The organism is Haemophilus parainfluenzae T3T1, from assembly GCF_000210895.1.
In the GTDB taxonomy this organism is placed as follows: Bacteria; Pseudomonadota; Gammaproteobacteria; order Enterobacterales; family Pasteurellaceae; genus Haemophilus_D; species Haemophilus_D parainfluenzae_A.
On sequence record NC_015964.1, the window covers coordinates 626,955 to 653,949 of the forward strand.

Below are 26,995 nucleotides of genomic sequence, written 5' to 3' on the forward strand. Positions count from 1 at the left end.
TTTGAAATTTTAATTATAAAACAGCCCGCTTTGTCGTGGGCTGTTTTAGTTTTAAACGCTAAATTAGGAAAAAGATATGAAGCAACCTCTTCTTTATGGCATTGTTTTTTCATTGCTTATGCCACAATGTGTTGATGCCAATGAGCAGAATCAAAATGATCAAGCAAAACTTAATCAAGCCATTAAAACTGAGCAACAAACATTGCAAAAAGCGCTTTTGAATAAACAAAGTTTAGAAGAGTCAAATGTCAGTCGTAAGGATGATTACACTCGTTTTACGGGCAAATATTTAGTAGAACACCCAGAAATTTTAGAAAAAATTCTTGTAGAATCACTTATTAATACGAATAAGCAAGTACTTCCTACACTTATTGCTTTATATAAACGTGTGCCTAATAGAGATGAATCCCTACTTGAATGGGGAAATGCAATTCTGTTAACTGATACCAATTTAAATGATTCTGTATCAGAATATAGAAAGCTCCTGGCTAATTTTCCTGATAATAATTTTATTCGTTTTCAGTTAGCTCGAGTTTTATTTTTTAATCAGGAATTTGACGCGTCAAAGAATCAATTTGAGAAATTACGTGCTGCAGATAATGTATCGGCTCAAGATAGAGAAGTGTTTAACCAATTTATCTCAGCAATTAATGAAAAAAGCCAATGGACTTATTCTTTCGGTATTACTTATCTTAATGATAAAAATTTAAGTAACTCTGCAAAAGAGGGGACTATCGTTGTTTTACCTAATGGTCAAACAGCGGTTTATAACACACCTCGTCAGAAAGGGAATGGGGTAGGTATTTCTCTTGGTGCCAATAAACAATGGGCATTATCAGGCGGAAAATACATTGTGTTGAACACGGGAATGAATACTAAATATTATTGGAATAATAAAAATTATAATGATTTAACAGGTGTGTTTGGTCTTGGTTTAGGATATTCTGATGCTCGATTTAATATAGAAGTACAACCTTATGTTAATAAACGTTGGTATTCTGGTGGTGTGAATGGCTCAGAAAGTTTAAAACAATATTATGATACCTATGGTGTATCGCTTTCCACTTCCTATTGGTTAAATCAAAGCTTTAAGTATTCATTTTACTACGATTATGGATATGAGAAATATAAACAGGAAAATTATGCTACTCAATATCAAGGCGGTACGCATTTAATTAGTAATAGTTTGATGTATGTTCCTTCACCAACCCAATATTGGGCATTATCTTTAGATTTTATGACGAAAAATGCAAGAGATAAAAGTAATTCCTTCTTAAGAGAAGGTGCGCGCTTAAGCTGGGGACAAGAATGGCCTTTAGGTATTTCTACTAATACATCCTTTGGTATTGCAAAAAGAAATTATAAAGAAGCGTCTTTCTTAGGAAAACAAAAGAATAATGAATATAATGCTTCCATCTCCATTTGGAATAAAAAAATTCATTATGCTGGGTTCACGCCGCGCTTAACGTGGATTTATACTAAAACGAACAGTAATATTTCTCTATATACATATGATAAAAATCAAATGGTTATAGAAGCGACGAGAACATTCTAAAAGATAAAGTTTGAATTATCAGAGTAGATTTGTTTGATCTGCACCTTACACATTGGCGCTGAGTCAAGCTGTGTAAGGTGCAGATTTTTTTATGCGTATTTTGTCTGCCGTAGGGCGTGGAATCTATTCTGAAGCTCAGAATGCTTCTTTTCGGCATCCAAAAAAGCGCCATATTCCAACGGCAATGACGGTGGCGACGAGGTAAACTGTGAGATAACCAAAGGCATGCGCGAGGCGGAGGGAGATAAAGCCTGCTAGGTAGGCGCCGAAGAGGGCGACGGAGAATTGCAGTGCACTGTCCAGCGTGGCGTAAGTTTGAGTGGATTTGTCCATAATCATGGCGAGCAAGCACGGAACAAGTAATGCGTAAGTTATACTTAATAATAAGATTGGTACGGCGATAAGATAAGGAAAATTCGTGCCGACATATTCAAATAAAATGAATAAGCAGAAGGCAAAAATTTGGCTAAACAACACCCATTGAGTGACGGAAACCCGAGAGTATTTTTTGAGTAATATACCGCTTAGGGGGGTAAATGCGATGGCACAAAGTGGTTCAAATACGGAAAGCAATAAACCAATGTGTTGGCTACTCCAGCCTAAGGCATTTAGGCGTGGGATGAAACTGCTGACCACCATACCACTGGGAATAAACACCAGCAACAATAATATCGGCCAGCTGAGCGGAATATGAGGTTGTCGCCAAAAGTGAAAAAAACGCGTGAATAAAAAACGCAATTGGTTATTTTGCGGTTCAGTGGTGGTTATAGATTCAGAGTATAAGCTGATTTGCAGGATAAGTAGTAGTGCAAAAATACCCATTAAATCCACCGCACTTTGCCAGCCGTAATGATGATAAATTAACAATACCAATCCGCCACCAAGCATTTTGCCAATACGTCCGGCAATAACCTGAATCACGCCTCCAAAGCCACGTTGCTCAAAAGGCAGGATTGAACATGTTAACCCTAATGCCGCACAACCGAAAAATAAACTGCTTAGGTTCAATAGCACACACGCCACCATAAGCAGCGTAAAATCCCGTTGCGGTTGGATGAAATGCAACATAAATAGGGCAATAAAAATGATTAACGAGGAAAGGCATAGCCAGCCGCGAAATTGCCCGATACGCTTGAGACGATAGCGTTCAATTAACGGCGAAACGATGAATTTCGCCATTTCCATTCCACCAAGTAAATAGAACCAACTAAGTTGTTTAAGATCGAACCCAATCTCTTTTAACATGGTGATGAGGCCAATCATATAAAACGCCACTACGCAGAATTTAAAGCCGGCGGTCGTGGCAAGGAGCGCCCAATCCTGTTTAGTGAGTAATGTTGCCTTGTTGGCATTGCCAAAACGCTGCATAACGTCCTTTTTGTTCTAAGAGTGTTTGATGCGTGCCTTGTTCGGCAATGCTGCCGTTTTCCAACACATAAATGCAATGCGCACCCACAATGGTGGAAAGTCGGTGAGCAATAATCAACACGGTTTTGTCTTTAACCAACTGATCTAGCGCTTTTTGTACTGCTAGCTCATTGCGGGTATCCAACGATGCCGTCGGTTCGTCTAAAATGAGAATCGGCGCATCTTTTAAAATTGCGCGGGCAATAGCAAGTCTTTGCTTTTCACCACCGGAAAAATTACTCCCAATTTCATTAACTTGCGTTTGGTACCCTTGTGGTAATGCCTGAATAAAATCGTGGCATTGGGCAAGTTTACAGGCGTGAATCACTTCTTCATCAGTGGCATTGGGTTTTGCCATTCGGATGTTATTTAATACGCTGTCTTGGAATAAATACACGTCTTGAAACACCACAGAAATTAAGCGCATGAGCTGTTCTTGGCTAACATCCCGAATATCGATACCGCCGATCGTAATTCGTCCTGATTGCGGATCAGCGTAACGCAACAGCAAGCGGAGTAATGTTGTTTTACCACAACCGCTAGTGCCTACAAAGGCATTGAGGCTGTTAGGTTTTATGTCCAGATTAATGTCATTTAGGATGGTTTTTTCGGCATTGTAACCAAAACTGACATGCTCATAACGAATGAGATAATCTGTGGGTAATCTGCTTCCATGATTTTCCATCAATTCAGGTAATGCCATCAGTTTTTCAAATTTTTCACAGCTGATCACAAAAATTTCTAAGAGCGAAGACATTTGCACAAAGAAGTTCAATACATCTGAAATTCGTGCAATTAAAATCAGTACTGTGGCTAACAATACCCAATGAGCGCTACTAGAAATCACCCAAAATGTGCCAACAATTAATACGGCAATAAGACTTAATTGAATGCTTGAGGTAATAATCAAATTCGGACGTTCGCCTTTTTTTGTGCCAATGCGTTGAATGTTGGCCACATCTTCAATCACACGGTTGAAAATATGTTGTTTGTTGTCAGTCTGCCCCGTTGATTTCAGAATTTCCAAGCCTTGTACAAACTCAATGGTTTCGCCTTTAAGTCGCTGATTAGCTTCTGCCAAAATACTAAATCCACGACGGAAAGCTTTTCTCCTCCATAAATAAAGTGGCACGATAAGCGGAAAAATAATGAAGATCAGCAGCCCAAAGCGGTAATCAAAGAAACAAAGACAAAGGGCAGCAGACACTGGTGTTACGATGCCATAAATTAGAATACTGATTAAACTGAATGCGTAATTTGTGGCTTCATTAATACTTTGGATGGCAACGGCACTGAGTTCGCCTGCACGAAATCCACTGAGGACGGCAAGAGATACGCGGCGGAGTTTTTCGCCCAGTTGACGTCTTAATTGATATGTCGCCAAAAATGAATCGCCTTTAGTGTCATAATATTCCGCCCAAATGCGGAAAAGGAGGCTGGCGACTAAAAGCATGCCACATAAAATACTCCAAAAAATGACCGCACTTTGCCCTGCTTCAGTTTGTTCTAATGCCAGAAGCAGCGGATAAAGCAAGCCGATAGCCACGCCGAATAAAATTGCAGACAGTGCCGCAAAAGCGAGACAGCGTAAGAATGCGCTTTGTTGCTGTTGGGCGGCGGCAAATAAGGCGTGATAAGTTTGCCACAGGTTTTTTACACGTTGAGTTTCGGGATTAAAGTAAGATTGCATAACATTCTCTAATGTATCGTCCAAGATTTTGCCTGTTGATATTCCGCCCAAAGGGCTTGATAGGCAACATTGGTTTGCAACAAGGCTTGGTGATTGCCTTGAGCGATGATTTTTCCGTTCTCTAAATAAATAATTTGATCGGCTTGGGTAATGCTAGACAGGCGATGCGCTACCATGATCACTGTTTTATTTTGCATCAGCGCATGAAAGGCCTGCATTAAATCCGCCTCGTTTTTTGCATCGGAAAAGGCTGTGGGTTCGTCTAACAATAAAATCGGGCGATTTTGTAAAAAGGCTCGGGCTATACTGATGCGTTGTTTTTGTCCACCTGACAATAATTGTCCGCGTTCCCCCACTTTCGTTTGATATTGCTCCGGCAAGGTCATAATAAAGTCGTGAATACGGGCTTGTTTGGCGGCATTGATAATGGCTTCTTCCGTCATATTTTCTATGCCGTAAGCGATGTTTTCGGCAATAGAGCAAGAAAATAAGAAGTTATCCTGAAATACGACCGAACAATATTTCATGAGTTGATCCTGTTCCATATGACGAATATCCGCACCACCTAAGGTGATTTTTCCGCTATCGACATCCCAAAAGCGCAACAGCAAATTGAGCAAGGTAGTTTTGCCGGAGCCTGAAGTGCCAATAATCGCGGTAAAGCTATTTTGCGGCACAATAAAGTCAATATTTTTCAGCGTCGCTTTGTCGGCATCATAGCTGAAATTAACCTGTTCAAATTGAACAGCATACCCCTTCGGTGTTTGTAACGGCAAAAGTGCGGTGGCATTTTCCAACGTTTTTATTTCGTTAATGCGTTCAATGGCAGCGCGGGAGCGTTCCAACAAATGAAACAGCCCCATGTATGGATGCATGGTTTCAATTAAGCCGGCGGCTAACACTAAAAAGGCAAAAAAGCCAAAGGTGGAAAGCAGCGCAAGTGAGTGTAAATACACGCCTAACACGATCAAAAACAACATGATCGGCATTGGCGTAAAGAGCGAACGGGCAAGACGTGTTGGGGCGCCCACTTTGGCTAAAAAAGCGAAGATAACCTGATTAAAATTTTCCAATGCGGTGCTAAAACGGCTGTACGAACTTTGTCCCGCATCAAAGGTACGAATCGTGCTCATACCCTGAATATATTCAATAATCGCGCTATTGATTTGACTCACAGCAGCACCGTAATCACGATAATTCAATCGACTTTTTTGCATTAAACGTTGCAGAATCGTAAACAACACGACAAGGAAAATCACCACAGCCAATGCCATGGGCCAATTTAACCAAAACAATGCTGCTAATACAAAAATTGGTGTGGAATAAGCCTCCGCTTTAAGTGGCGGTGCATCGGCAACAAAAGTGTGCAATTCGTTTACGTCATCGCACAGCACTTTCGTTAAACCGCCAGACCCAATTTCATTGACTTTGCCTAACGATAATTGACTGATTTTTTTTGTAAGCTGTTGGCGTAGCATTTTTTCCAATTCAAAGGCCGCATAATGAGATTTGTCGTGCGCTTTAATTTTGCAGGTGTAATACAAAATGGACGTGAAAAGTAGCGCGAAAATCTGCCAATAAGGAAACGTAAGAAATTGGCTGACGGTGAACACAATGTGGATCATCAAAAGCCAAATCCCGATTTTTAAGCCTTGTGCGAAGGTTGCCAACCACATTGAGGCACGTAATTGCGCGGCAACAGGTTGGCAAATTTGTTGGTGCTGCTTACTCATTGCTTAGAATCTTAACTCGGTAGAAAGCCCAATTTGGCGTTCTGGTTGACGGGTAATGTCGCCTGAGCGCGGTACGAGTAAGATATCTTTGCGTGAGTTAAGCACGTTGTCGGCATAGAGCGTGATTTTGGCGTGCTTAAAGTCGTATGCTAAATAAACATCAAGTTGGTCATAATGTCCTACTTTACCATTGGCTAAGTTGTCGGCAGTGGAATAATAACTACTGTTGTAGCTGTAATTGGTACCAATCTCTAGATGGTCAAGAAGACGATAATTGGCCCCTACTTTTCCACTAAAACTTGGTGCACGAGCGAGTTTATTCCCTTCAATGCCGCTGTTTGGATAACGTTTGATATCGGTTTTTAACATCCCGATGCCCGCATTAAGTGCCAGTTTCTCCGTGGCCTGCCATTCGGTATTGATTTCCGCACCATAGGTAACGACCTTATCGGCATTGCGGATCACGATGGAATTTGGACCAAGGGTGAACGGTAACTGCATGTCTTTGTAGTCGTTATAGAATAGGTTGCTGTTAATGCGTAGGCGTTTATCTGTGGATGTCCAACGATGATAAAGTTCGTAGTTCCAGACATATTCAGCGTCATATTCATAGCTAGTGTAGGGCACACCGAAGGTCACCCCTGCACCACCCGGGTTGTAACCTTTGCCTACTTTAAAGCCTAAGCGTTGATCGTCGTTAATTTTCCATGCAATGTCTGCTTTTGGCAGGAAGACATTGTATTTCTTATCCCGGTTGATGGAAAACATCGCACTTTTGCCTTTACGCTGATGATGTTCCTGTTCATAGCGAGCAGAAAGCGTCAATTCAAACGGAATATCCGGCGTAAAGGTAATTTCACCAAAGGCCGCCTTGGTTTTCGTTTTATCATTAAAATTTGTCGTAATCGGCGTGCGAGCAATGCGTCCGTTGAGCATCGTAACACTTTCATCTTGTTTCGCATTGAAATAGAACAAACCGAATAAACCACGGTATTTTTCGCTTTCGTATTTTACAATGGGTTCAATTTGGAATTCATTGCCATCAACACGAGCCGGAACACCTCGACGATTTGGCGGCAATGCGGTGTTGAATGGCGAAGTTGTTTTTCTATCGTGAATAAAGTGGGTATAAACCAATTTATTTTCCCATTTCCAATGGTCTGAGAGTTGATAACCAATGTCCCAAATAGTGCTGGCAGAGCGTGTTTGGAATACCGGGCGTTCCGGCGTGTAACGTGGTGAATTAGGTTGTAATTCCGTTTCACTTTGTGGCGCTCTTGCGTTTAAATGATTGAACGTTAAACGGCTATAGAGATCCGGCAAGGCAGACGGGGTCCACAGTAATTTGGCGCGGGTATTGGTGGCTTTAAACCAACGTGGGTTACCAACGGGATCATAATGCGGTAAATCCACAGCCGTTTCTCGTTGTTGATGATCTACGCTTAAACGAAACGCTAATTCGTCTTTCACTACCGGGCCTGAAATCAGGGCTGCCGTTTGTGCCAATCGATGATTCCCCACATTTAATTTCGCGGCACCTTCCCATTCTTGCGTTGGGTCATTACTGGTCATGACCACCGCACCGGCAATAGCATTACGCCCTTGGGCATAGCTTTGCGCCCCACGATAGATTTCTACCTGTTTCATATCCCAAAGGGATTTTGTACCGAACGCCAGTTCGTTATAGCTGGAAGTTCTGCCATCAATTTGCATATTTAAACGTGGACGTGAACCTGCAAAAAATGCTACCGCACCTACTGCTGGACCGGAACCGTCAATGCCGCGCACTGTAGGTAAATCATTGCCCAAACCGGTGTCTAAAATATTTACATCGCGTTTTAATAATTGGGTAGCAGACAGTAAATTGGCTTCTTGTTTGAGTTGTTCGGCGGTTACCACAGAGGTGCTTGAACCGGTAGATGATTGACTACGCTCGAATTTTTCACCGATCACAGTGATTTCGTCTAGTACTGTGGTCTGTTGACTTTCTTCGGCATGGGTAGAAAAAGAGTAGGCACTCATCAGGCAAAGGCTAATGAGGCTGAGTCGTGGGGATAACTTGTTCATGGGTTCTCCTAGGCTTCATTTTAGTTTAAAGTTTACACTTTTTGCGTTAACTAATTAATAATGTAAACCTAACACAATCATAATACGAAAGTAAATAAGAATTTTTCTCAAATTTGACATTTGACAATTAAAGGCTTTCGGCTATGTTATTGCTACTTAAGGAGTTGGTTATGAAAAAAGATGTTTTATTAAAGCAAGTTGCGACGAAATTGTTTTATGAACAAGGCTGGATATTAACCTCTGTAGCAGAAATTTGTCGGGCAGCAGGGGTGAGTCGAGTAACATTTTATAAATATTTTCCTACTAAGCAGGCACTTGTGAAGTGTATCTTTGAAGAACAGAAAAATAAGATGCGAGAAGGTTTTGATAATTTGTTAGATACTCAATCAGATCTAAGTCAAATTATTACAAAAATTTTATCAATGCAGCAAGATTCTATGGAAACGTTATACTCAGTACCAGTCTTACATGATTTACATCATGAACAGGATAGAGAATTACGGGAGTTTTTTAAAGAAATGGAGGAAGAGAAGTATCAATACATGCATTATTTTTTTGGTACTTTACAAAAACGCAAGATTATCCGTGATGATTTCCCTACCATGTTAATTGATCTCTTTATTCAGAAAATAGATGAAATATTAAATTCTGCCAGCCTCCAATCCAACTATAAAGGAAGGGAGCAAAAGCTTTTTAAAGATGTATTACAACTTTTTATATGTGGTATTCGATATTGATAGATGATTGTTTTTATATTTATTTGTACTTAGTCTAAAAAGAAACACGGAATTAACCGTGTTTACTTTCAAAATTTGAAATATCCTTGGACATTTCATCCAACATTTCATAACGTTTTCGGTACATAGAACGTTTTTTACTGGCGATTTCTTCCAATGGTTTGCGGGCGCTTTCAAGCGGTAATTGCCAATATTGACCATTTAATTGCCCTTGGTTTTCTTGCCAGAATTCATCATAATTGAATAGGATTTTACTGCGAGCAGATAAACGGTATTTACCTTGTGAAGTGTGAGGGATACCGATTAATTCACATTGCCATTTTTCAGCTAACAAGCGGAAAACATTCATCAACATAAACATTGGACGAACACCGTGTAATTCTTTTGTGGCTTGTTTCACAGCTTCTTGCGCCTCTTCATAAGAAGGGCCTTGAATTGAGGCGATAAGTAATTTATTTGGCTTTAAGAAGGTGAAAGAAGCATCATAAATGCTACGCCCATCATTGTCTTTTAAGTTAATGGAAAAATAACCTTCAAAAGGGTCAATCTGGTTGATATTGAAATAGATACCAAGTTGATCCGTTAATTGTGCTAATAAAAGGGATTTTTCTTGTAGCAATTTCTTACAAAATTCAACGCCCATTTTTTCTTCAAGCATTAACAGATTATTGGTAATGGCATTGAGTCGATCTGTAGCAGAAAAACGTTTGTCACAATAGGTCGCAAGTAATGCATTAAAACGATATGGATTTTGTTGAAAAAGCGGAATCCAGGTTTGATGAGTATTTAAGAAATCAACCAGAGCATCACATTGTTTTTTAAATAAAAATTTGCGTCCGTAATAACGGGCTTTATCCCTTAATTGTTTTTTTAATGGATGATTACAAGAATCGGGTAGTAATTCTTGAAAGGTCGCGAAAGTAATAGTTTGTTTTGCTGTCATAGTGGATAAAGTGCGGTTATTTTTTCAAACGTTTTTATTGGGTAAAATCATGCTGATTTCTGACCGCACTTATTGTACCTGTATTCCATGGTTTTTCCAATTAAGCATCAATAAAGGTGGTTCTTTACTTGCCTATTTTTCGATTTCTCCTTAATATGCCAAATCCTACCTTGAATTTATGCAACTCATCCCCATATTCAATGAAATTATAGAATTGATGTAAGAGAGATAATTATGAACGCCAAAAGAACTCAACAACGTACACTTCCTGTATTGCCATTACGGGATGTCGTCGTTTTCCCTTATATGGTGATGCCACTTTTTGTTGGGCGCGCAAAATCCATTAGCGCCCTTGATGAAGCCATGAATGAGGGCAAACAATTATTATTGGTGTCACAAAAGCAAGCTGATTTAGAAGAACCTACCGTTGATGATGTATTCGATGTCGGGACGATTGCGAATATTATTCAATTATTAAAATTGCCAGACGGCACAGTGAAAGTGTTGGTAGAAGGGCAGCAGCGCGCGAAAATTAATCAATTAAATGATGGTGAAGACCATTTTTCAGCAGAAGTCACGCCGATTGAAACCACGTTTGGTGATGAAAAAGAATTAGATGTGGTGAAGGCAGCCGTTTTAAATGAATTTGAAAGCTATCTTCAACTTAATAAAAAAATCCCTGCAGACGTTTTAGGGGCATTACAACGCATTGATGATGCCGATCGTTTAGCAGATACCATGGCTGCGCATATTCCAGTGACCGTTCGTCATAAACAAAGCGTGTTAGAACTGGCAGATGTGCAAGAGCGTTTGGAATACTTGCTCGGCATGATGGAATCTGAAGCAGATATTCTTCAAGTTGAAAAACGCATCCGCGGCCGTGTGAAAAAACAAATGGAGAAAAGCCAGCGTAACTATTATCTTAGCGAACAAATTAAAGCGATTCGCAAAGAAATGGACGAAGGCGAAAGCGAAGATACCATTGATGAAGTTGAGCAACTTCGTCAAAAGGTTGAAGCTGCAGGTATGCCGGCAGATGTGCGCGAAAAAGTAGAGAGTGAGTTACAAAAACTTAAAATGATGTCAGCGATGTCTGCGGAAGCAACGGTGGTGCGTAGCTATGTTGAGTGGATGCTTCAAGTACCATGGCATAAACGTACTAAAGTGAAGAAAGATATCGCAAAAGCACAACAGGTTTTAGATGCAGATCACTATGGTTTAGAACGTGTAAAAGAACGCATTTTAGAATACCTTGCAGTGCAAGCACGTCTAAACAAAATCAAAGGTCCAATTCTTTGTTTAGTAGGGCCGCCAGGGGTGGGTAAAACCTCACTGGGTCAATCTATTGCCAATGCAACAGGTCGTAAATATGTGCGTATGGCATTAGGTGGGGTACGTGATGAAGCAGAAATCCGTGGTCACCGTAAAACTTATATTGGTGCATTACCGGGTAAATTGATTCAAAAAATGGCAAAAGTTGGCGTGAAAAACCCACTCTTCTTGCTTGATGAGATCGATAAAATGTCTTCGGATATGCGTGGTGATCCTGCGTCAGCCTTGTTAGAAGTGCTTGATCCAGAACAAAATACCACCTTCAATGATCACTATCTTGAAGTGGACTACGATTTGTCTGATGTGATGTTTGTGGCAACCTCAAACTCCATGAATATTCCTGGTCCATTGTTAGATCGTATGGAAGTCATTCGTCTTTCTGGTTATACCGAAGATGAGAAACTCAATATTGCGATGCAACATTTGTTACAAAAACAAATTGAACGTAATGGATTGAAAAAAGGCGAATTAACCATCGAAGAAAATGCCATTTTAGATATTATCCGTTATTACACCCGTGAAGCCGGTGTGCGTGGATTAGAGCGTGAGATTTCTAAAATCTGTCGTAAAGCGGTGAAGAATTTATTGGTCAATCCAAAAGTAAAATCCATTACCGTTAATTCAGACAACTTGCATGACTATCTTGGTGTGAAACGTTTTGAATTTGGCAAAGCGGATACGCAAAACCGTGTGGGCGAAGTAACAGGCCTTGCGTGGACTGAAGTGGGCGGTGACTTACTGACCATTGAAACTGCTTCAGTAGTAGGTAAAGGTAAATTAACCTTCACTGGTTCATTAGGCGATGTGATGAAAGAATCTATCCAAGCAGCGATGACCGTAGTCCGTGCACGTGCGGAGAAATTGGGTATCAATTCTGAATTCCATGAAAAACGTGATATTCACATTCACGTACCAGATGGTGCTACACCAAAAGATGGCCCAAGTGCAGGTATCGCAATGTGTACTGCATTGGTTTCTTGCTTAACGGGTAACCCAGTGCGTGCTGATGTCGCGATGACTGGTGAAATCAGCCTACGCGGTAAAGTATTACCAATTGGCGGATTGAAAGAAAAATTACTTGCGGCACATCGTGGTGGCATTAAAACTGTATTGATTCCAAAAGATAACGTGAAAGATTTGGAAGAAATTCCAGATAACGTGAAAGAAAATCTTGCGATTCATGCGGTAGAAACCATTGATGAAGTGTTAGGCTTAGCGTTAGAGAATCCACCAGAAGGCATTGAATTCGTGAAAGTGGAAACGAAAGCGAAAGCACCACGCCGTAAAGCTGCGACTAAAACAGCAAGAGCGGTCAATTAATGACTCATTTTTAGGGCTTGTGAAAACAAGCCCTTTTGACTTTTAATTATGCAAAAATTTCCCCCTCTTTCCCTTTATGTACATATTCCTTGGTGTGTACAGAAATGCCCTTATTGTGATTTCAATTCGCATGCACAGAAAGGCGCAATTCCTGAACAAGAATATGTGCAACATCTGATCGCCGATCTTGAGGCAGGCTTAGATAAATATCAGGCTAGTATTCAAAATCGTCCACTTCATTCAATTTTTATTGGTGGTGGCACGCCGAGTTTATTTTCAGCGGAAAGTATCAAGTTGTTATTGGCAGAAATTCAACGTCGCATTCCTTTTTCAGAGAATATAGAAATTACCATGGAAGCCAATCCTGGCACTGTCGAAGCGGAGCGTTTTAAAGGCTATGTGGATGCTGGTGTCACACGTATTTCCATGGGCATCCAAAGTTTTAATGACGATAAATTACAACGTTTAGGGCGTATTCATAATGCGGCGGAAGCTAAAAGTGCGGTCAGTTTGGCGAAAGTTTCAGGCTTGAAAAGTTTCAATTTGGATTTAATGCACGGCTTGCCAAACCAAACACTTGAGGAAGCTCTAGATGATTTACGACAAGCTATTGAGCTTGCTCCGCCACACCTTTCTTGGTATCAGCTCACCATTGAACCCAATACCATGTTTGCTTATCGTCCACCTAAGTTGCCGGATGATGATGAACTTTGGGATATTTTTGAGCAAGGCCACCAACTTTTAACCGAAGCCGGTTATCAACAATATGAAACATCTGCTTATGCAAAACCAGGTTTTCAATGTCAGCATAATTTGAATTATTGGCGATTCGGGGACTATTTGGCGATAGGTTGCGGTGCGCATGGAAAACTCACTTTTCCTGATGGCGATATTTTACGTTTTTCTAAAACGAAGCATCCAAAAGGCTACTTGCGTGGTGAATACCTTTATGAAGAAAAAAACGTGGAAAAAAATGACCGCGCTTTTGAGTTCTTTATGAATCGTTTTCGTTTATTGGAAGCCGTGCCAAAACAAGAGTTTGAACATTACACGGGGCTTTCGCAAAGTGCGGTCAAAAATCAAATTGATTTTGCGATCCAGCAGAATTATATTGTGGAAACACCTGATTATTGGCAGATCACCGAACATGGGAAATTGTTTTTAAACGAGCTATTAGAGCTTTTCTTAGATGAATAAAATTTTTTCATCATCACGAATAAATTTTTACACTTGTTTATTTAATAGGGTCGTATTAAAGTAAAGCAAACGTTTACGTTATTATTCAAAATTTAAAAGGGACAGAGAAATGGATCAACTAGAAATGAAAAAATTAGCTGCACGTGCGGCGTTAAAATATGTTAAGCCCGATACCATTGTTGGCGTGGGAAGTGGTTCAACAGTGAATTGTTTTATTGAGGCTTTAGGCGAATTAAAAGATCAAATTCAAGGTGCAGTAGCGGCATCTAAAGCTTCAGAAGAATTATTGCGTAAACAGGGTATTGAAGTATTTAGCGCTAACGATGTATCAAGTTTAGATATTTATGTGGACGGCGCAGATGAAATCAATCCACAAAAAATGATGATTAAAGGTGGCGGTGCGGCATTAACTCGTGAAAAAATTGTGGCTGCTTTAGCGAAAAAATTTATTTGTATTGTGGACGCTAGTAAACAAGTGGATGTGTTAGGTAGCACGTTCCCATTACCAGTAGAAGTAATTCCAATGGCACGTTCACAAGTTGGTCGTAAATTAGTCTCTCTTGGTGGTGCCCCGGAATATCGTGAAGGTGTGGTGACTGATAACGGCAATGTGATTTTAGATGTACATAATTTTGCGATTTTAAATCCAGTGGAAATGGAAAAAGAATTGAATAATGTCGCGGGTGTAGTAACAAATGGTATTTTTGCCTTACGTGGGGCAGATATTGTGATTGTTGGTACACCAGGCGGCGCAAAAATTATTGATTAATAAAAATAAGGAAGCAAACATGACAAACAAAGTCTCACTCGACAAATCAAAAATTAAATTTGTGCTATTAGAGGGCGTGCACCAAAGTGCATTAGATACCTTGCATGCAGCGGGCTACACCAATATCGACTTTTACAAAAAAGCTTTAGATGGTGATGAGCTAAAAGAAGCCATTAAAGATGCGCATTTTATCGGCTTACGTTCACGTACCCAATTAACCGCTGAAATGATTGAAGCTGCGCCGAAGCTTATTGCTATTGGCTGTTTCTGTATCGGTACCAACCAAGTGGATCTTAATGCAGCAAAAATGCGTGGGATTCCAGTATTTAACGCGCCATTCTCTAATACACGTTCTGTGGCTGAATTAGTGTTGGGTGAGATTTTGCTCTTAATGCGCAATATTCCTCAAGCGAATGCAGATGTGCATCGTGGTTTATGGAATAAATCAGCAGTGGGTTCTCATGAAGTGCGCGGCAAAAAATTAGGTATCGTGGGTTACGGCCATATTGGTTCGCAATTAAGTATTATTGCGGAATCTCTTGGGATGGATGTGTATTTCTACGATATTGAAAGTAAATTACCATTGGGTAATGCAAAACAATTACACACACTTGAAGAGTTATTAGGTTCTTGTGATGTGATTTCGCTTCATGTACCCGATTTACCTTCAACCCGTAATTTAATGAGTGCTGAACGTATTGCGCAATTAAAACAAGATTCTATTTTAATCAATGCAGCACGCGGTACGGTAGTGGATATCGATGCTTTAGCTGCAGCGCTTGAGCAAGGTAAAGTTCGTGGTGCGGCGATTGACGTATTCCCTGTTGAGCCTGCATCAATCAATGAAGAGTTTGTTTCGCCACTACGTAAATTTGATAATGTTATCTTAACCCCGCATATCGGTGGTTCAACCGCGGAAGCGCAAGAAAACATTGGTTTTGAAGTAGCGGGTAAATTTGTGAAATATTCAGATAACGGTTCAACCCTTTCTTCTGTGAATTTCCCTGAAGTATCCTTGCCAGAACACGTTGGTACAAAACGTTTACTTCATATTCACGAAAACCGTCCTGGTGTATTAAACAAATTGAACCAAATTTTCGTTGAAGCTAATCTCAATATTGCAGCACAATACTTACAAACTGATCCGAAAATTGGTTATGTGGTTGTGGATGTTGAAACAGATGATGCATCACCATTATTAGCGAAACTTCGTGAGATTGAAGGCACAATCAAAGCGCGTGTGTTGTATTAATTTGAAAAATTAAGCAAAAATTGACCGCACTTTGTGTGGGATGTAAAGCAAAATGGGCAAAGTAAGTTATTTTACTTTGCCCATTTTTATTAACTGTTTGCAGATAACATTTATTTGATCATGGCCTTAAATAGATTACGGCGATCAGAATTAAATGTCGGCGGTGCGGTTGGGATGGATAAAACCATACGCAAACAATCTTGTGTGAGTTGAACTGCTTGCTCGTTAGTCAGATTTGGGTCGAGTGGTGAATGTAAGGAGCAACTTAAATATTGCGGTACATTTTCAAGACTACTAACGGTGAAAGTGAGTGCTTTGTAAGGTAGTTGCACAGTGAGTTTATCACCTAATTCACGTGGTTCCCATTGTTGTTGAGGGCCAGGTAGAATCACCACACTCATCATCCATGGCGTTAATACTGTGCCAATCCATTGGTCTTCGAATAAAACAAATTTAGGGCAGAAACACTCGACGCCTTTGTGATAAAAAGGGAGATCTTGCATTTCAGGTACAATGTTTTGCATTTCGGCAAGGAAAATCTCCGTTGGGTTTTCTTCAAAGCCAGTAACAGAGGTTAAAAGTGCGGTAGAGTTTTTAGGTGTTTTTTCGTGTCGATACATGGTTTATTTTTCAATATTAATAAGATTAAAGAATTGTGGAGAAACCTTAAAGAAAATTCCCCTCTTTTGTAAAGAGGGGTTAGGGGAGATTTAACACTTGTCTCGATTAATTAAGTCAAATCTCCCTCAGCCCCTCTTTTCTAAAGAGGGGAGTCTAGATTCAAACCATATTCAGCAATTACTTGATTTAACGTTTCAAAAACCTTTGGCAACACATTTTGTATCGTTTCAGTCAAGCCAATTCCAGATTCTAGCGATTCTGGTTGGATGCCGATGAGACAAAGGTGTTTGGGGAATTCGTCCGTTAATTTCATTGCAGAAAGTACATCACAAATGCCGAGTTGGTGTGGCGAAATTTTGCGAGAGAAAAAGGTGGGCACTTGCTCATCATGTAACACGACAATCTCACCAGGCTGTTTGTTAGCAAGCACGGCATCGACAATAATCAAATGCTCGCGATTTGCCATCGCATCCAGTAATTCCATGCCACAAGTACCACCATCGATGACGTCAAAGTGCGGTTGAATTTCAGGGCGTTTTTCAAGCTCCTGCACAACGCGTACACCGACACCTTCATCGCTTAACAAAATATTGCCGACGCCAAGAATTAACGGCTTCATTACAACACCTTCACTTCAGTCACTTCACCGTTTTCGGTATTAACTACGTGCACGGCACAGGACATACAAGGGTCGAAAGAGTGAATGGTTCTGACCACTTCCAATGGCTTAGTTGGATCTGCTACCGGTGTACCAATAATGGAAAGCTCATAAGGACCCATTTGGTCTTGTTCGTTACGCGGACCCGCATTCCATGTAGATGGAACAACTGCTTGGTAGTTTTCAATGCGACCGTCTTTGATGACAACCCAGTGAGAAAGCATACCGCGCGGCACTTCACCAAAACCAACACCACGGAACTCGCCGCTTGCTGGGATGTCCGTTTTGATATAAGCCGTCATATCACCTTTAGCGATATTATCAATGAGCATTTGCCATTGAGCACTTAAAATATCGTTAAGCGCACAGCAATGTACGGTACGACCGATAATACGTCCAAGGGTAGAATGTAATTGATCGGTGGTTAAAGTATTACCAGTCAATTTTTCATAAATGCCTTTTAATTCGTTGAAATGGTTTACCGTTGGTGTGTCATTTGCTGCCAAACCACAAATTAAATAGGCGAGCGGGCCCACTTCGACAACTTTGCCGTAGAAGGTTGGCGCTTTTACCCAAGAATATTTACCGTCATCTTGCCAGCCTGTGTATTTAGGACGAGTTAAACCAGCCCAAGGTTCTAGTGGTTCATCATCTTCGTACCAAGCGTGTTTACCGCTCTCTTTAATTCCTTTTACAACGAACTCATCTTTTTGTTGATCGATAGGACGGAAAGTGGATAAATCAGCATTTTCAACGTAACCACCTTTCAACATGAATTTAGAATTGTCCGCATCAATTGGGTATTCTGGTACAGATAGGTAGTTACCCGATGTCTTACCCAGACTCAACCATTCAGGATAGTAAGCAGCAAATACCGCCGCATCCACTTTATATACCTGGTTAATGAAGTCAGTTAAGCGATCGATACAAGCTTTCACGAACATGAGACGTTCATGGTTTAGTACCGCTTGGGAATCCAAGTTAATTGGGTTTGCCACACCACCGATTGCTAAGTTTTGAATATGTGGTGTTTTACTACCAAGTAATGCCACTACACGGTTAGCATCACGCTGACATTCAAGGGCTTGCAAATAGTGTGCTACGGCAATGAGGTTCACTTCTGGTGGAAGTTTCATTGCAGCATGGCCGAAGTAACCGTTAGCGAAAATACCAAGTTGTCCGCTGTCCACTAATGCTTGGATTTTTTTCTGTACGTTGCGGAATTCGTTAGCGCTGTTTAATGACCATGTAGAAACGCCTTTTAGCATATCTGCCGCTTTTTCAGGATCAGCTTGTAGCGCAGCGGTGATATCTACCCAGTCCATCGCAGAGAGTTGATAGAAATGCACGATATGGTCGTGAATGCTGTGTGCAGCAAGAATCATGTTACGAATGTACTGAGCATTGACTGGTACTTTAGCACCGATAGCATCTTCTACAGCACGCACACTGATAATCGCGTGTACTGTGGTACATACACCACAAATACGTTGCATAATCATCCATGCATCACGTGGGTCTGCACCTTTTACGATATTTTCCATACCGCGCCACATGGTACCAGAGGACCAAGCATTGGTGACAACGCCGTTTTCAATTTCGCAATCAATACGTAAATGACCCTCAATACGGGTAATTGGGTCAATTGAGATACGTTTTTTTTCTGACATTATTCTGCTCCGCTAACTTTTTTGCTGAATGCCGCTTTTTCGGCAATAATTTTTTCTGAGTCTTCGGTATGTTTTTCTTTAAATACCGGTAATACAGGGAATAAACGAATGATTAAAATATAGGCACATACTTCAATAGATACGAAACCGATTGAAATAAGCAATTCTTCCGCAGATGGGAAATATTGATAGCCGTTGCCCGGATTATACATGATAAGCGAGTAGTTCATACGCCATAATGCTGCACCGAGTAACATGCTTAATGCCGAAATAAATAACCAACGGGAATCTGATTTTTTCTCCCCAAGGAAGAGGGTTAGTAATGGTAATACCATCAACCAGACTTCCATCCAGAACATCCATGCTTCAAATTTAGTTAATTTATCGAAACCTACAACCATTTGCAGTTTGTCGTGATAAATCAACTCGCCAAAACGCACCGCTAAGAAACAGAAAATTAATCCTGCGGTAACGCGTGCCAATTGAGTAAATAAATGACGTTCATCTGGCGTTTTTCCTGCAAGACCCGCTTTAACTAAAGAACCCTCAAAAATCACAATAGAGAAGCCCATAATGAAAGCTGTCAGCAAGGAGAGAATTGGTAGCGCTTCATAGCTTTGCCATACCGGATGGACTTTGTGACCAGCTACAATCATCAAGGAACCCATTGAAGATTGGTGCATCATTGGTAACAAGGCACCCAAGGCAATAATGAAAAACATGATTTTATTGAGTTTATTAAACCATTTTTTCAAGCCGAAGAAACCAAGCCATACAGGGGCAAACTCTAGGGTTACCACGATGATATATACCGTCATACAAAATGCCGTTTCGAATAGAACGGAATTCGTGTTGAACTGGCCTGGAATGTAGAAATACGGTAAATGCCAATAACGTCCCATATCAATGGTGATAGATAAACCACCAAGGGAATAGCCGAATAAACTTGCAAGCAATGCTGGGCGAACAAGAGCGTGATATTTCCCTTTATTGAAAATATACACGGTCCAAGCGAGTGCCCAACCGCCACAGGCAAATCCTGTACCGACAAGTAAGTCAAAGGCAATCCATAAACCCCAAGGATAACCGCCATTAAGTGCGGTTACAGAACCGATACCAAACACTAAACGTTTTAAAATTAATAAAACGCAAAGCACGGCAAGTGGTGCAAAAAAGAGAATTGCGGCAGAAATAAGGCGACCGCCCACCGGACGTGGATTACTCATGATGCTCATCCTCCGCTTCTTCCATTTCCTTGCGTGCCTGACGCATGGCTTCTTTTTGTGCTGCTATACGCTCAGCAATTTTATCGCCGTGCATATTTTTGTAAGTCATAAAGGTTAAACCAGCAAGTGCGACTAACGGTAATGCTAAACCGCGATACAAGAAGTGTTGTAAATGCGCGGCACGAGAACCTGTTGCGACTTCATCTAAGTCTGGTAAACCAAGGTTAGCAAAAGGTACACCACTTAAGGCAAGTACTTGTGTACCACCACCTTCTTTTTCACCGTAGATGTGATATTGATATGCTGGCACAGTAGCACGGTATTTATCTGTGCTATTGACACTTTGACGTGGGTAATCATATTCGGTGCCACGTAATAAGCTTAAACGACGTTTCGCTTCTGCCAATAATTCTTCACGTGTACCAAAAATAATGGCACCAGTTGGACAAACATGACAGCAACCAGGTAATTCGCCTTTATCTAAACGTTCAACACCTTTTTGGTTACAGAGTTCACATTTGCTGATTTCACCGAATGGATTGTCATAATCGTATTTTGGTACATCAAAAGGACAGCCAACCATGCAATAACGGCAACCAGTACAGATATCGGGATCATATTTTACGATACCGGTTTTTGGATCTTTGGTAAGCGCTTGAACCGGGCAAACCGCAACACAGTTAGGGTCAACGCAATGCATACATTGTTTTTTCACGTAAGCATAGCCGTTTTCTGTTTTGTCTTTATTTGTGCCGTCACCATCACTCCATACTTGAATCACGTTGCGAGTAAACGGTGTGAGTTTGTCGTTATTTGACCAAGTTTGATCACCTTTTGGATTCACAGGTGTGTGGTTTACGTTTTGGCATTCAGCCACACATGCTTGACAACCTACACAAAGGGTAGAGTCGTAAAGCATTCCTAGTGCGCCAGGAATGGGCTCAACCGTTTCCGTTGCCTGCGCACTCGACACAGGCAAGGTGGAAGCGATTCCGCCAAGCATACCTGCTTTTAGAAATTTTCGTCTATCCATCTTATTTACCTGTATGTTGTTCTTTCTCTGCGGCTTTAGCTTCGGAACGAGCTTTATGTTGAGCGCTTAATTCGCGTAAGGTCACAACACTCACGCCTGCTAGGATTGCAGCGGCACCACCTAATAAACCAATGGCGGTCATGGTTGCACCTGAACCTTCGGTATTATTCACATCTGGTTTTTCAACGCGTGGTGTTGGGTTTTCTACGCCCGCTAATTGGAAAATACCTTTGGTAAAGCCGACGCCTTTTTCGTTACAGCCATAACAAGGGTGTCCGATACCGACCGGCCAGTTATTACCGCCTACATCACAGAATTCTAAAGTAGAGCAGTTACCGTAAGTTTCTGGTCCTTTACAACCGAGATGATACAAACACCAACCGTTGCGGTGACCGTAATCGCCGTATTCTTTAGCGAAGCGACCCGCATCAAAGTGTGGACGACGATAGCAGTTTTCGTGAATTAAGCGATCGTAAGCGAATAATGGACGATTTAATTTATCCATTACGGGTAGTTTCTTATAAGTAAGAATATAAGCGACAGTTGCAAGGAAGTTGTGTGGATTGGGTGGACAACCTGGAATATTAATCACTGGAGTGCCTTTTGGTAATACTTCAGATAAGCTGCTTGCACCAGTTGGGTTACCGCCACTAGAAGGTACGCCACCCCATGCCGCACAAGAACCGATCGCAATAATCGCCGCAGCCCCTTTAGCGGCTTCTTGGATGTGTTCTACAATCGGTTTACCTGCTACCATACAATAGACGCCGCCGTCTTTCACCGGAATAGATCCATCTACGACTAAAACATATTTTCCATAATACTGTTTAATTGCATTGTGTTTGTTATCTTCAGCTTGTTCCCCGAAGGCTGCAGAAAGGGTTTCGTGGTATTCTAAGGAAATCATTTCCAACACTAAGTTTTCTACTGTTGGGTGGGTGGCGCGTAGCAAGGATTCAGTACAACCCGTACATTCTTGCGCACCAATCCATAATACTGGTGGACGTTTAGGTTCGGTTAAAGCAGCGGTCATTTCTGCTCCCGCTTTTGAACTTAACCCCATAGTCGCCGCAAGTGCGGTACATAACTTCATAAAATCCCGACGGGAAACTTCTGCTAAAGCAGAAAATAATCCATCACTTCGTTGCATATAATCACTCCAAATTGGCACGTTACTTGTATGGTTAATTTACCTATGATATGCCTTGATGAAGGAAATTTATTTGATCGTAATCAAAAATATCCTTATTTCCCTTACAAAATAAGTGGGTAAGTGATTGTTTTTACTTGATTATTGAGAATGATTGTTATTTGTTGGCGCCACATTCACTTGGAGTCCATTTTTTGTACACTAAATCATAATAATAAAGTAAGGATTTGGGCTCAGAAAAATCTTCGTGAAATTTGACCGCACTTTGCGTCGATATGAATAGGAAGTGAATAAGTTAAATTCTTGGTTTTGTTTATTTTTATTGATTTTTATCAACAAAAAATTGTCTAAGAGAATGGATTTTATTACGCTTTTCCCTATACTAAGCAGGGATAATTTTTTATGGAGAAAATAATAATGAGTGTAGTCGCAGGTATTGTTGTTGTAACTTTAGCTTTCACCATTTCAATGTATAACAAATTGGTTATGAGACGTAATCAAGTGAGCAGTGTTGAGGCAAGCGTGGATGTTCAGTTAAAGCGTCGTTATGATTTGTTACCAAACCTTGTTGCCACAGCAAAGGAATATATGTCGCATGAGCGTAGCTTGCTTGAGCGTATCGTGACGTTACGTGAAAGTGCTAAGTTAGCTCATACTACAAGTGAAAAATTCCAACTCAATAATGAGATTTCGGGGGTATTACGTCATTTACAGGTTCGTCTAGAAAATTACCCTGATCTCAAGGCCAATCAAAATCTTTTGCAAATTCAGACCACACTTAGTGATGTGGAAGAGCAAATTTCTGCAGCGAGACGTACTTATAATTCAGCAGTTGAAGAGTATAACAATGCGGTGGAAATGTTTCCGTCGAATTTAATTGCAAACTTGTTTAATTTCCAGAAAGGAACATTTTTCGATATTCCTCAGAATGAAGCGGAAGTCCCTAATGTGGGTAATTTATTTAAACAATAAGTGGACAAACCATGAATACACCAAAAGAGATTGAAGGGATTCGTTTCCTGGGGTTGGAAAAATTAGATGAGGAACGCTTAGCCGTCAAATCACTTATCAACAAATCGATAATTGGGTTGTGTTTTGGGTTATTTTTGCTTCTCGGTGTGATAGGGAGTGAGAATCTATTAAGTACGGCATTGATTCTTGGTGTGCTCATTTATTCTTTCCGTCGCTTATTTTTTAGATATAAACGCTTTATTGCAGAATTTAAAACTCGGGTAATTAACACGATTGTCCAGGAGTTTGGCTTCCACTTTAGACCAGACCGGGGGCTTCATCTTAATGATTTTTTCTCAGTTTACGATAGTTATCCGGCGAGTTATCGTAGTGAGGATTTAATTTTGGGTGAGCTTGACCAGACTGAAGTTGAAATCTGTGATTTTGCAGCGTTTAATATGGAACCGAGCGGAAAAATGATGAAAGGATTAAGGACCACGACCTTTCAAGGCATTTTATTTAAAGCGACCTTCCCTAAAGAACTGGCCCATTGGGTTTATGTTTGCGATAAGAAGGAGGGGTGTTTAAGAAAAGAAGGTGAAATTGCTTTGATGGATAGTCCATCTTTTAATCGTTATTTTGATGTGTTTACTGAAGATCAAATCTTAGCCAGATATGCCTTATCGCCTAAGTTAATGGAACGCTTTTGCAGCTTGAAAGAGAAATTTAATTGTCCTATTTCGATGGTGCTTCGTAACCGAGAAGTGATTATTGCCCTTAATTTAGGAAAGAATAGTTTTGAACCGTCCTTTGAAAAGTCATTGTTAGAAGACAATACGATTCGTGATTATATTTCGAGTATCAAAGGCTTTACCGATATGGTGAAAGAACTTGGGTTAAATAACCATATTTGGAAATAAGTGTTAATGCAATAAAAAAGACGAGCTTAAATAATAAACTCGTCTTTTTGTTTATATGCTATGTACTTGTTTATTGGTTTTTTAACACCGAAAATTTTGACCGCACTTTTATTTCGCAAAATAGTCAGTTTTTTGCTATAATTCCGCACAATTTTCATTACAAAATAGAGAAAAACTATGTCAGAAACACCGGTTACAGAAAATGCTTATGGTGCATCAAGTATTAAAGTCTTAAAAGGGCTTGATGCGGTTCGGAAACGTCCGGGCATGTATATTGGGGATACCGATGATGGAACAGGCCTACACCATATGGTGTTTGAGGTGGTGGATAATGCGATCGATGAAGCCCTTGCGGGTTATTGTTCCGATATTATCGTGACCATTCATGATGACAATTCTGTTTCTGTACAAGATGACGGTCGTGGTATTCCGGTAGATATTCACCCAGAAGAAGGGGTTTCTGCGGCAGAAGTTATTATGACCGTGCTTCATGCGGGTGGTAAATTCGATGATAACTCTTATAAAGTATCAGGTGGTTTACACGGCGTGGGTGTTTCGGTAGTAAATGCACTTTCTGATAAATTGCAATTAACCATTCGTCGCCAAGGTCATGTGTACGAGCAATTCTATCATTTAGGTGAGCCTCAAGGGCCTTTAACTATTATCGGTGAAACGCAAGCGACGGGTACAACGGTGCGTTTCTGGCCAAGTCCAGAAATCTTTGCAATTACAACTTTCGATTACAAAATTTTAGCAAAACGCTTACGTGAGCTTTCATTCTTAAACTCTGGTGTATCGATTCGTTTAATCGATAAACGTGATGGTACAGAAGATCACTTCCATTACGAAGGTGGTATTCAAGCGTTCGTTGAATATTTAAATAAAAATAAAAATCCAATTCACCCAAAACCATTCTATTTTTCAGCTGAAAAAGACGGCATTGGCGTGGAAGTCGCATTGCAATGGAATGATGGTGTAAACGAAAACGTTTATTGCTTTACCAATAACATTCCACAACGTGATGGTGGTACTCACTTAGCCGGTTTCCGTGGTGCATTAACGCGTAGCTTAAATAACTATATGGAAAGCGAAGGGTTACTGAAAAAAGAGAAAGTGAGCACATCAGGTGACGATGCGCGTGAAGGTTTGGTCGCGATTATTTCGGTGAAAGTTCCGGATCCTAAATTCTCTTCGCAAACAAAAGACAAATTAGTGTCTTCTGAAGTGAAAAGTGCGGTTGAATCTGCCATGAATGAGCGTATGCAGGAATATTTATTAGAAAATCCAGCCGATGCGAAAATCATTGTAAATCAAATTATTACGGCTGCACGAGCACGTGAAGCTGCACGTAAAGCCCGCGAAATGACCCGTCGCAAAGGCGCATTAGATATTGCAGGTCTTCCGGGTAAATTAGCTGACTGCCAAGAAAAAGATCCAGCACTTTCAGAACTTTACCTCGTGGAGGGGGATTCTGCGGGGGGGTCCGCAAAATCGGGTCGTGATCGTAAAACTCAAGCGATTTTGCCATTAAAAGGTAAAATTCTTAACGTCGAAAAAGCACGTTTTGACAAAATGCTTTCTTCTCAAGAAGTGGGTACATTAATTACAGCGCTTGGCTGTGGTATTGGCCGCGATGAATATAATCCAGATAAATTACGTTATCATCACATCATTATCATGACCGATGCGGACGTGGACGGTTCACACATCCGTACTTTATTGTTGACTTTCTTCTATCGTCAAATGCCGGAATTAATTGAGCGTGGTTACGTGTATATTGCTCAGCCGCCACTTTATAAAGTGAAAAAAGGTAAACAAGAGCGTTATATCAAAGATAACGACGAAATGGTGCAATATGAATTAATGCTTGCGTTAGATGGTGCAGCATTACATATCAGTGCTAATGCACCGGCAATGAATGATTTAGTGTTCGAGAAATTAGTGAGTGAATATAACAATGTTCAGAAATTAATTACTCGCTTAAGTCGTTACTATCCAGAGCCATTATTACAAGGTTTGGTTTATCAACCACAATTAACCGTTGATTTAATGCGTAATGAAAGTGCGGTCGAAAATTGGGCAAATGCTTTTGTTGCATACTTAACTGAAAAAGAAACAGAAGCGCATTTATATTCAGCGAGAACGCAATTTAACAGCGAACGCCAAGTATATGAAGCCGTCATTACCGTTCGTAAACACGGTATTGATACCGATTACTTCATCAACTTTGATTTTGTGACGGGTAATGAGTTTGCGAAGATTACTGCCTTCGGTCAGCAAGTGAATGGCTTGCTAGAAGAGGGCGCTTACGTCACACGTGGTGAAAAAACACAACCTGTTCAGTCATTTGAACAAGCTGTTGAATGGTTGATGAAAGAATCTCGCCGAGGCCTAGAAATCCAACGTTATAAAGGGTTAGGTGAAATGAACGCTGAGCAACTTTGGGAAACCACCATGGATCCAAATGCTCGTCGTATGTTAAAAGTATCGATTAAAGATGCTGTCGCTGCAGATCAACTCTTCACCACATTGATGGGTGATGAAGTTGAGCCTCGTCGTGAATTTATCGAAATGAATGCCTTGCGAGCAAACTTAGACGTTTAGTCTAATACTCAAAAATATCACTAAAAATGACCGCACTTAGGGAAACCAAGTGCGGTATTTTTTTGCCTTATCTAGAAATAAAAATAATTTTCAATTAGATCTGTTATTTGTGTGTATTCTTTACTATAATTTTCACGATTTTTATCGCTTAATGACAATG

Annotated in this window: 20 protein-coding genes; 9 read left to right on the forward strand and 11 right to left on the reverse strand. The window is 40.6% G+C overall.

Annotation, left to right across the window (positions count from 1 at the left end; all coding sequences use genetic code 11):
- Positions 1-76 precede the first annotated feature (76 nt).
- A complete protein-coding gene (locus PARA_RS03180) occupies positions 77-1,555 on the forward strand; it encodes a surface lipoprotein assembly modifier (protein WP_014064519.1) in 1,479 nt (492 codons plus the stop codon).
- Between the two features lie 135 nt (positions 1,556-1,690).
- Here PARA_RS03180 and PARA_RS03185 read toward each other — a convergent pair whose 3' ends face one another.
- From PARA_RS03185 to PARA_RS03200, 4 genes are read right to left on the reverse strand one after another with little or no spacing between them, the layout of a single operon-like run.
- Positions 1,691-2,923, reverse strand: a complete 1,233-nt coding sequence (locus PARA_RS03185; protein WP_014064520.1) for an MFS transporter — start codon at positions 2,921-2,923, stop codon at positions 1,691-1,693.
- Positions 2,880-4,676, reverse strand: a complete 1,797-nt coding sequence (locus PARA_RS03190; RefSeq protein ID WP_231844658.1) for an ABC transporter ATP-binding protein — start codon at positions 4,674-4,676, stop codon at positions 2,880-2,882. The genes PARA_RS03185 and PARA_RS03190 overlap by 44 nt, the downstream gene beginning before the upstream one ends.
- Positions 4,661-6,385 carry an ABC transporter ATP-binding protein gene (locus PARA_RS03195; RefSeq protein ID WP_014064522.1) on the reverse strand — a complete coding sequence of 575 codons (1,725 nt, stop codon included), beginning with the start codon at positions 6,383-6,385 and terminating at the stop codon, positions 4,661-4,663. The genes PARA_RS03190 and PARA_RS03195 overlap by 16 nt, the downstream gene beginning before the upstream one ends.
- A 3-nt stretch (positions 6,386-6,388) precedes the next feature.
- Positions 6,389-8,452 (reverse strand): TonB-dependent receptor, encoded by a 2,064-nt coding sequence (locus tag PARA_RS03200; protein WP_014064523.1) that lies wholly within the window; start codon positions 8,450-8,452, stop codon positions 6,389-6,391.
- Between the two features lie 170 nt (positions 8,453-8,622).
- Here PARA_RS03200 and PARA_RS03205 point away from each other — a divergent pair, with 170 nt between their 5' ends.
- Positions 8,623-9,189, forward strand: coding sequence for a TetR/AcrR family transcriptional regulator (locus tag PARA_RS03205; RefSeq protein ID WP_014064524.1), 567 nt, complete (start codon positions 8,623-8,625; stop codon positions 9,187-9,189).
- 52 nt (positions 9,190-9,241) lie between these two features.
- Here the strand turns inward: PARA_RS03205 and PARA_RS03210 are convergent, their stop codons facing one another.
- Positions 9,242-10,132: a VirK/YbjX family protein gene (locus PARA_RS03210; RefSeq protein WP_014064525.1), complete on the reverse strand. Its 891-nt coding sequence runs from the start codon at positions 10,130-10,132 to the stop codon at positions 9,242-9,244.
- Between the two features lie 234 nt (positions 10,133-10,366).
- Here PARA_RS03210 and lon point away from each other — a divergent pair, with 234 nt between their 5' ends.
- The 4 genes from lon to serA all read left to right on the forward strand — a co-directional run bounded on the left by lon (position 10,367) and on the right by serA (position 16,002).
- Positions 10,367-12,784 carry an endopeptidase La gene (gene lon, locus PARA_RS03215; RefSeq protein WP_014064526.1) on the forward strand — a complete coding sequence of 806 codons (2,418 nt, stop codon included), beginning with the start codon at positions 10,367-10,369 and terminating at the stop codon, positions 12,782-12,784.
- Positions 12,785-12,832: 48 nt separating this feature from the next.
- The gene (hemW, locus tag PARA_RS03220) at positions 12,833-13,981 is read left to right on the forward strand and encodes a radical SAM family heme chaperone HemW (RefSeq protein WP_014064527.1); all 1,149 of its coding nucleotides are present in this window, start codon (positions 12,833-12,835) and stop codon (positions 13,979-13,981) included.
- Positions 13,982-14,090: 109 nt separating this feature from the next.
- A complete protein-coding gene (rpiA, locus tag PARA_RS03225) occupies positions 14,091-14,750 on the forward strand; it encodes a ribose-5-phosphate isomerase RpiA (RefSeq protein ID WP_014064528.1) in 660 nt (219 codons plus the stop codon).
- 19 nt (positions 14,751-14,769) lie between these two features.
- Entirely contained in the window at positions 14,770-16,002 is a 1,233-nt protein-coding gene (serA, locus tag PARA_RS03230) for a phosphoglycerate dehydrogenase (RefSeq protein WP_014064529.1), read from the forward strand.
- A 110-nt stretch (positions 16,003-16,112) separates the two neighbouring features.
- Here serA and hybE read toward each other — a convergent pair whose 3' ends face one another.
- From hybE to hybO, 6 genes are all read right to left on the reverse strand, one after another.
- Entirely contained in the window at positions 16,113-16,622 is a 510-nt protein-coding gene (hybE, locus tag PARA_RS03235) for a hydrogenase-2 assembly chaperone (RefSeq protein WP_014064530.1), read from the reverse strand.
- A gap of 140 nt (positions 16,623-16,762) precedes the next feature.
- Positions 16,763-17,242 (reverse strand): HyaD/HybD family hydrogenase maturation endopeptidase, encoded by a 480-nt coding sequence (locus PARA_RS03240; RefSeq protein WP_014064531.1) that lies wholly within the window; start codon positions 17,240-17,242, stop codon positions 16,763-16,765.
- Complete coding sequence (hybC, locus tag PARA_RS03245) at positions 17,242-18,951, reverse strand: hydrogenase 2 large subunit (protein WP_014064532.1); 1,710 nt, start codon at positions 18,949-18,951, stop codon at positions 17,242-17,244. Before hybC ends, PARA_RS03240 begins: the two co-directional genes overlap by 1 nt.
- Positions 18,951-20,177, reverse strand: coding sequence for a Ni/Fe-hydrogenase cytochrome b subunit (gene hybB / locus PARA_RS03250; protein WP_014064533.1), 1,227 nt, complete (start codon positions 20,175-20,177; stop codon positions 18,951-18,953). The genes hybC and hybB overlap by 1 nt, the downstream gene beginning before the upstream one ends.
- A complete protein-coding gene (gene hybA / locus PARA_RS03255; protein ID WP_014064534.1) occupies positions 20,170-21,210 on the reverse strand; it encodes a hydrogenase 2 operon protein HybA in 1,041 nt (346 codons plus the stop codon). The genes hybB and hybA overlap by 8 nt, the downstream gene beginning before the upstream one ends.
- A 1-nt stretch (position 21,211) precedes the next feature.
- Complete coding sequence (hybO, locus tag PARA_RS03260) at positions 21,212-22,360, reverse strand: hydrogenase 2 small subunit (RefSeq protein ID WP_014064535.1); 1,149 nt, start codon at positions 22,358-22,360, stop codon at positions 21,212-21,214.
- A gap of 417 nt (positions 22,361-22,777) precedes the next feature.
- Between hybO and PARA_RS03265 the strand changes: the two genes are divergently transcribed.
- The 3 genes from PARA_RS03265 (at position 22,778) to gyrB (ending at position 26,835) form a co-directional block, all read left to right on the forward strand.
- Complete coding sequence (locus tag PARA_RS03265) at positions 22,778-23,332, forward strand: LemA family protein (RefSeq protein ID WP_014064536.1); 555 nt, start codon at positions 22,778-22,780, stop codon at positions 23,330-23,332.
- Positions 23,333-23,343: 11 nt separating this feature from the next.
- The gene (locus PARA_RS03270; RefSeq protein WP_014064537.1) at positions 23,344-24,231 is read left to right on the forward strand and encodes a DUF3137 domain-containing protein; all 888 of its coding nucleotides are present in this window, start codon (positions 23,344-23,346) and stop codon (positions 24,229-24,231) included.
- A gap of 177 nt (positions 24,232-24,408) precedes the next feature.
- Positions 24,409-26,835, forward strand: coding sequence for a DNA topoisomerase (ATP-hydrolyzing) subunit B (gene gyrB / locus PARA_RS03275; protein WP_014064538.1), 2,427 nt, complete (start codon positions 24,409-24,411; stop codon positions 26,833-26,835).
- The last annotated feature ends 160 nt before the right edge of the window (positions 26,836-26,995 follow it).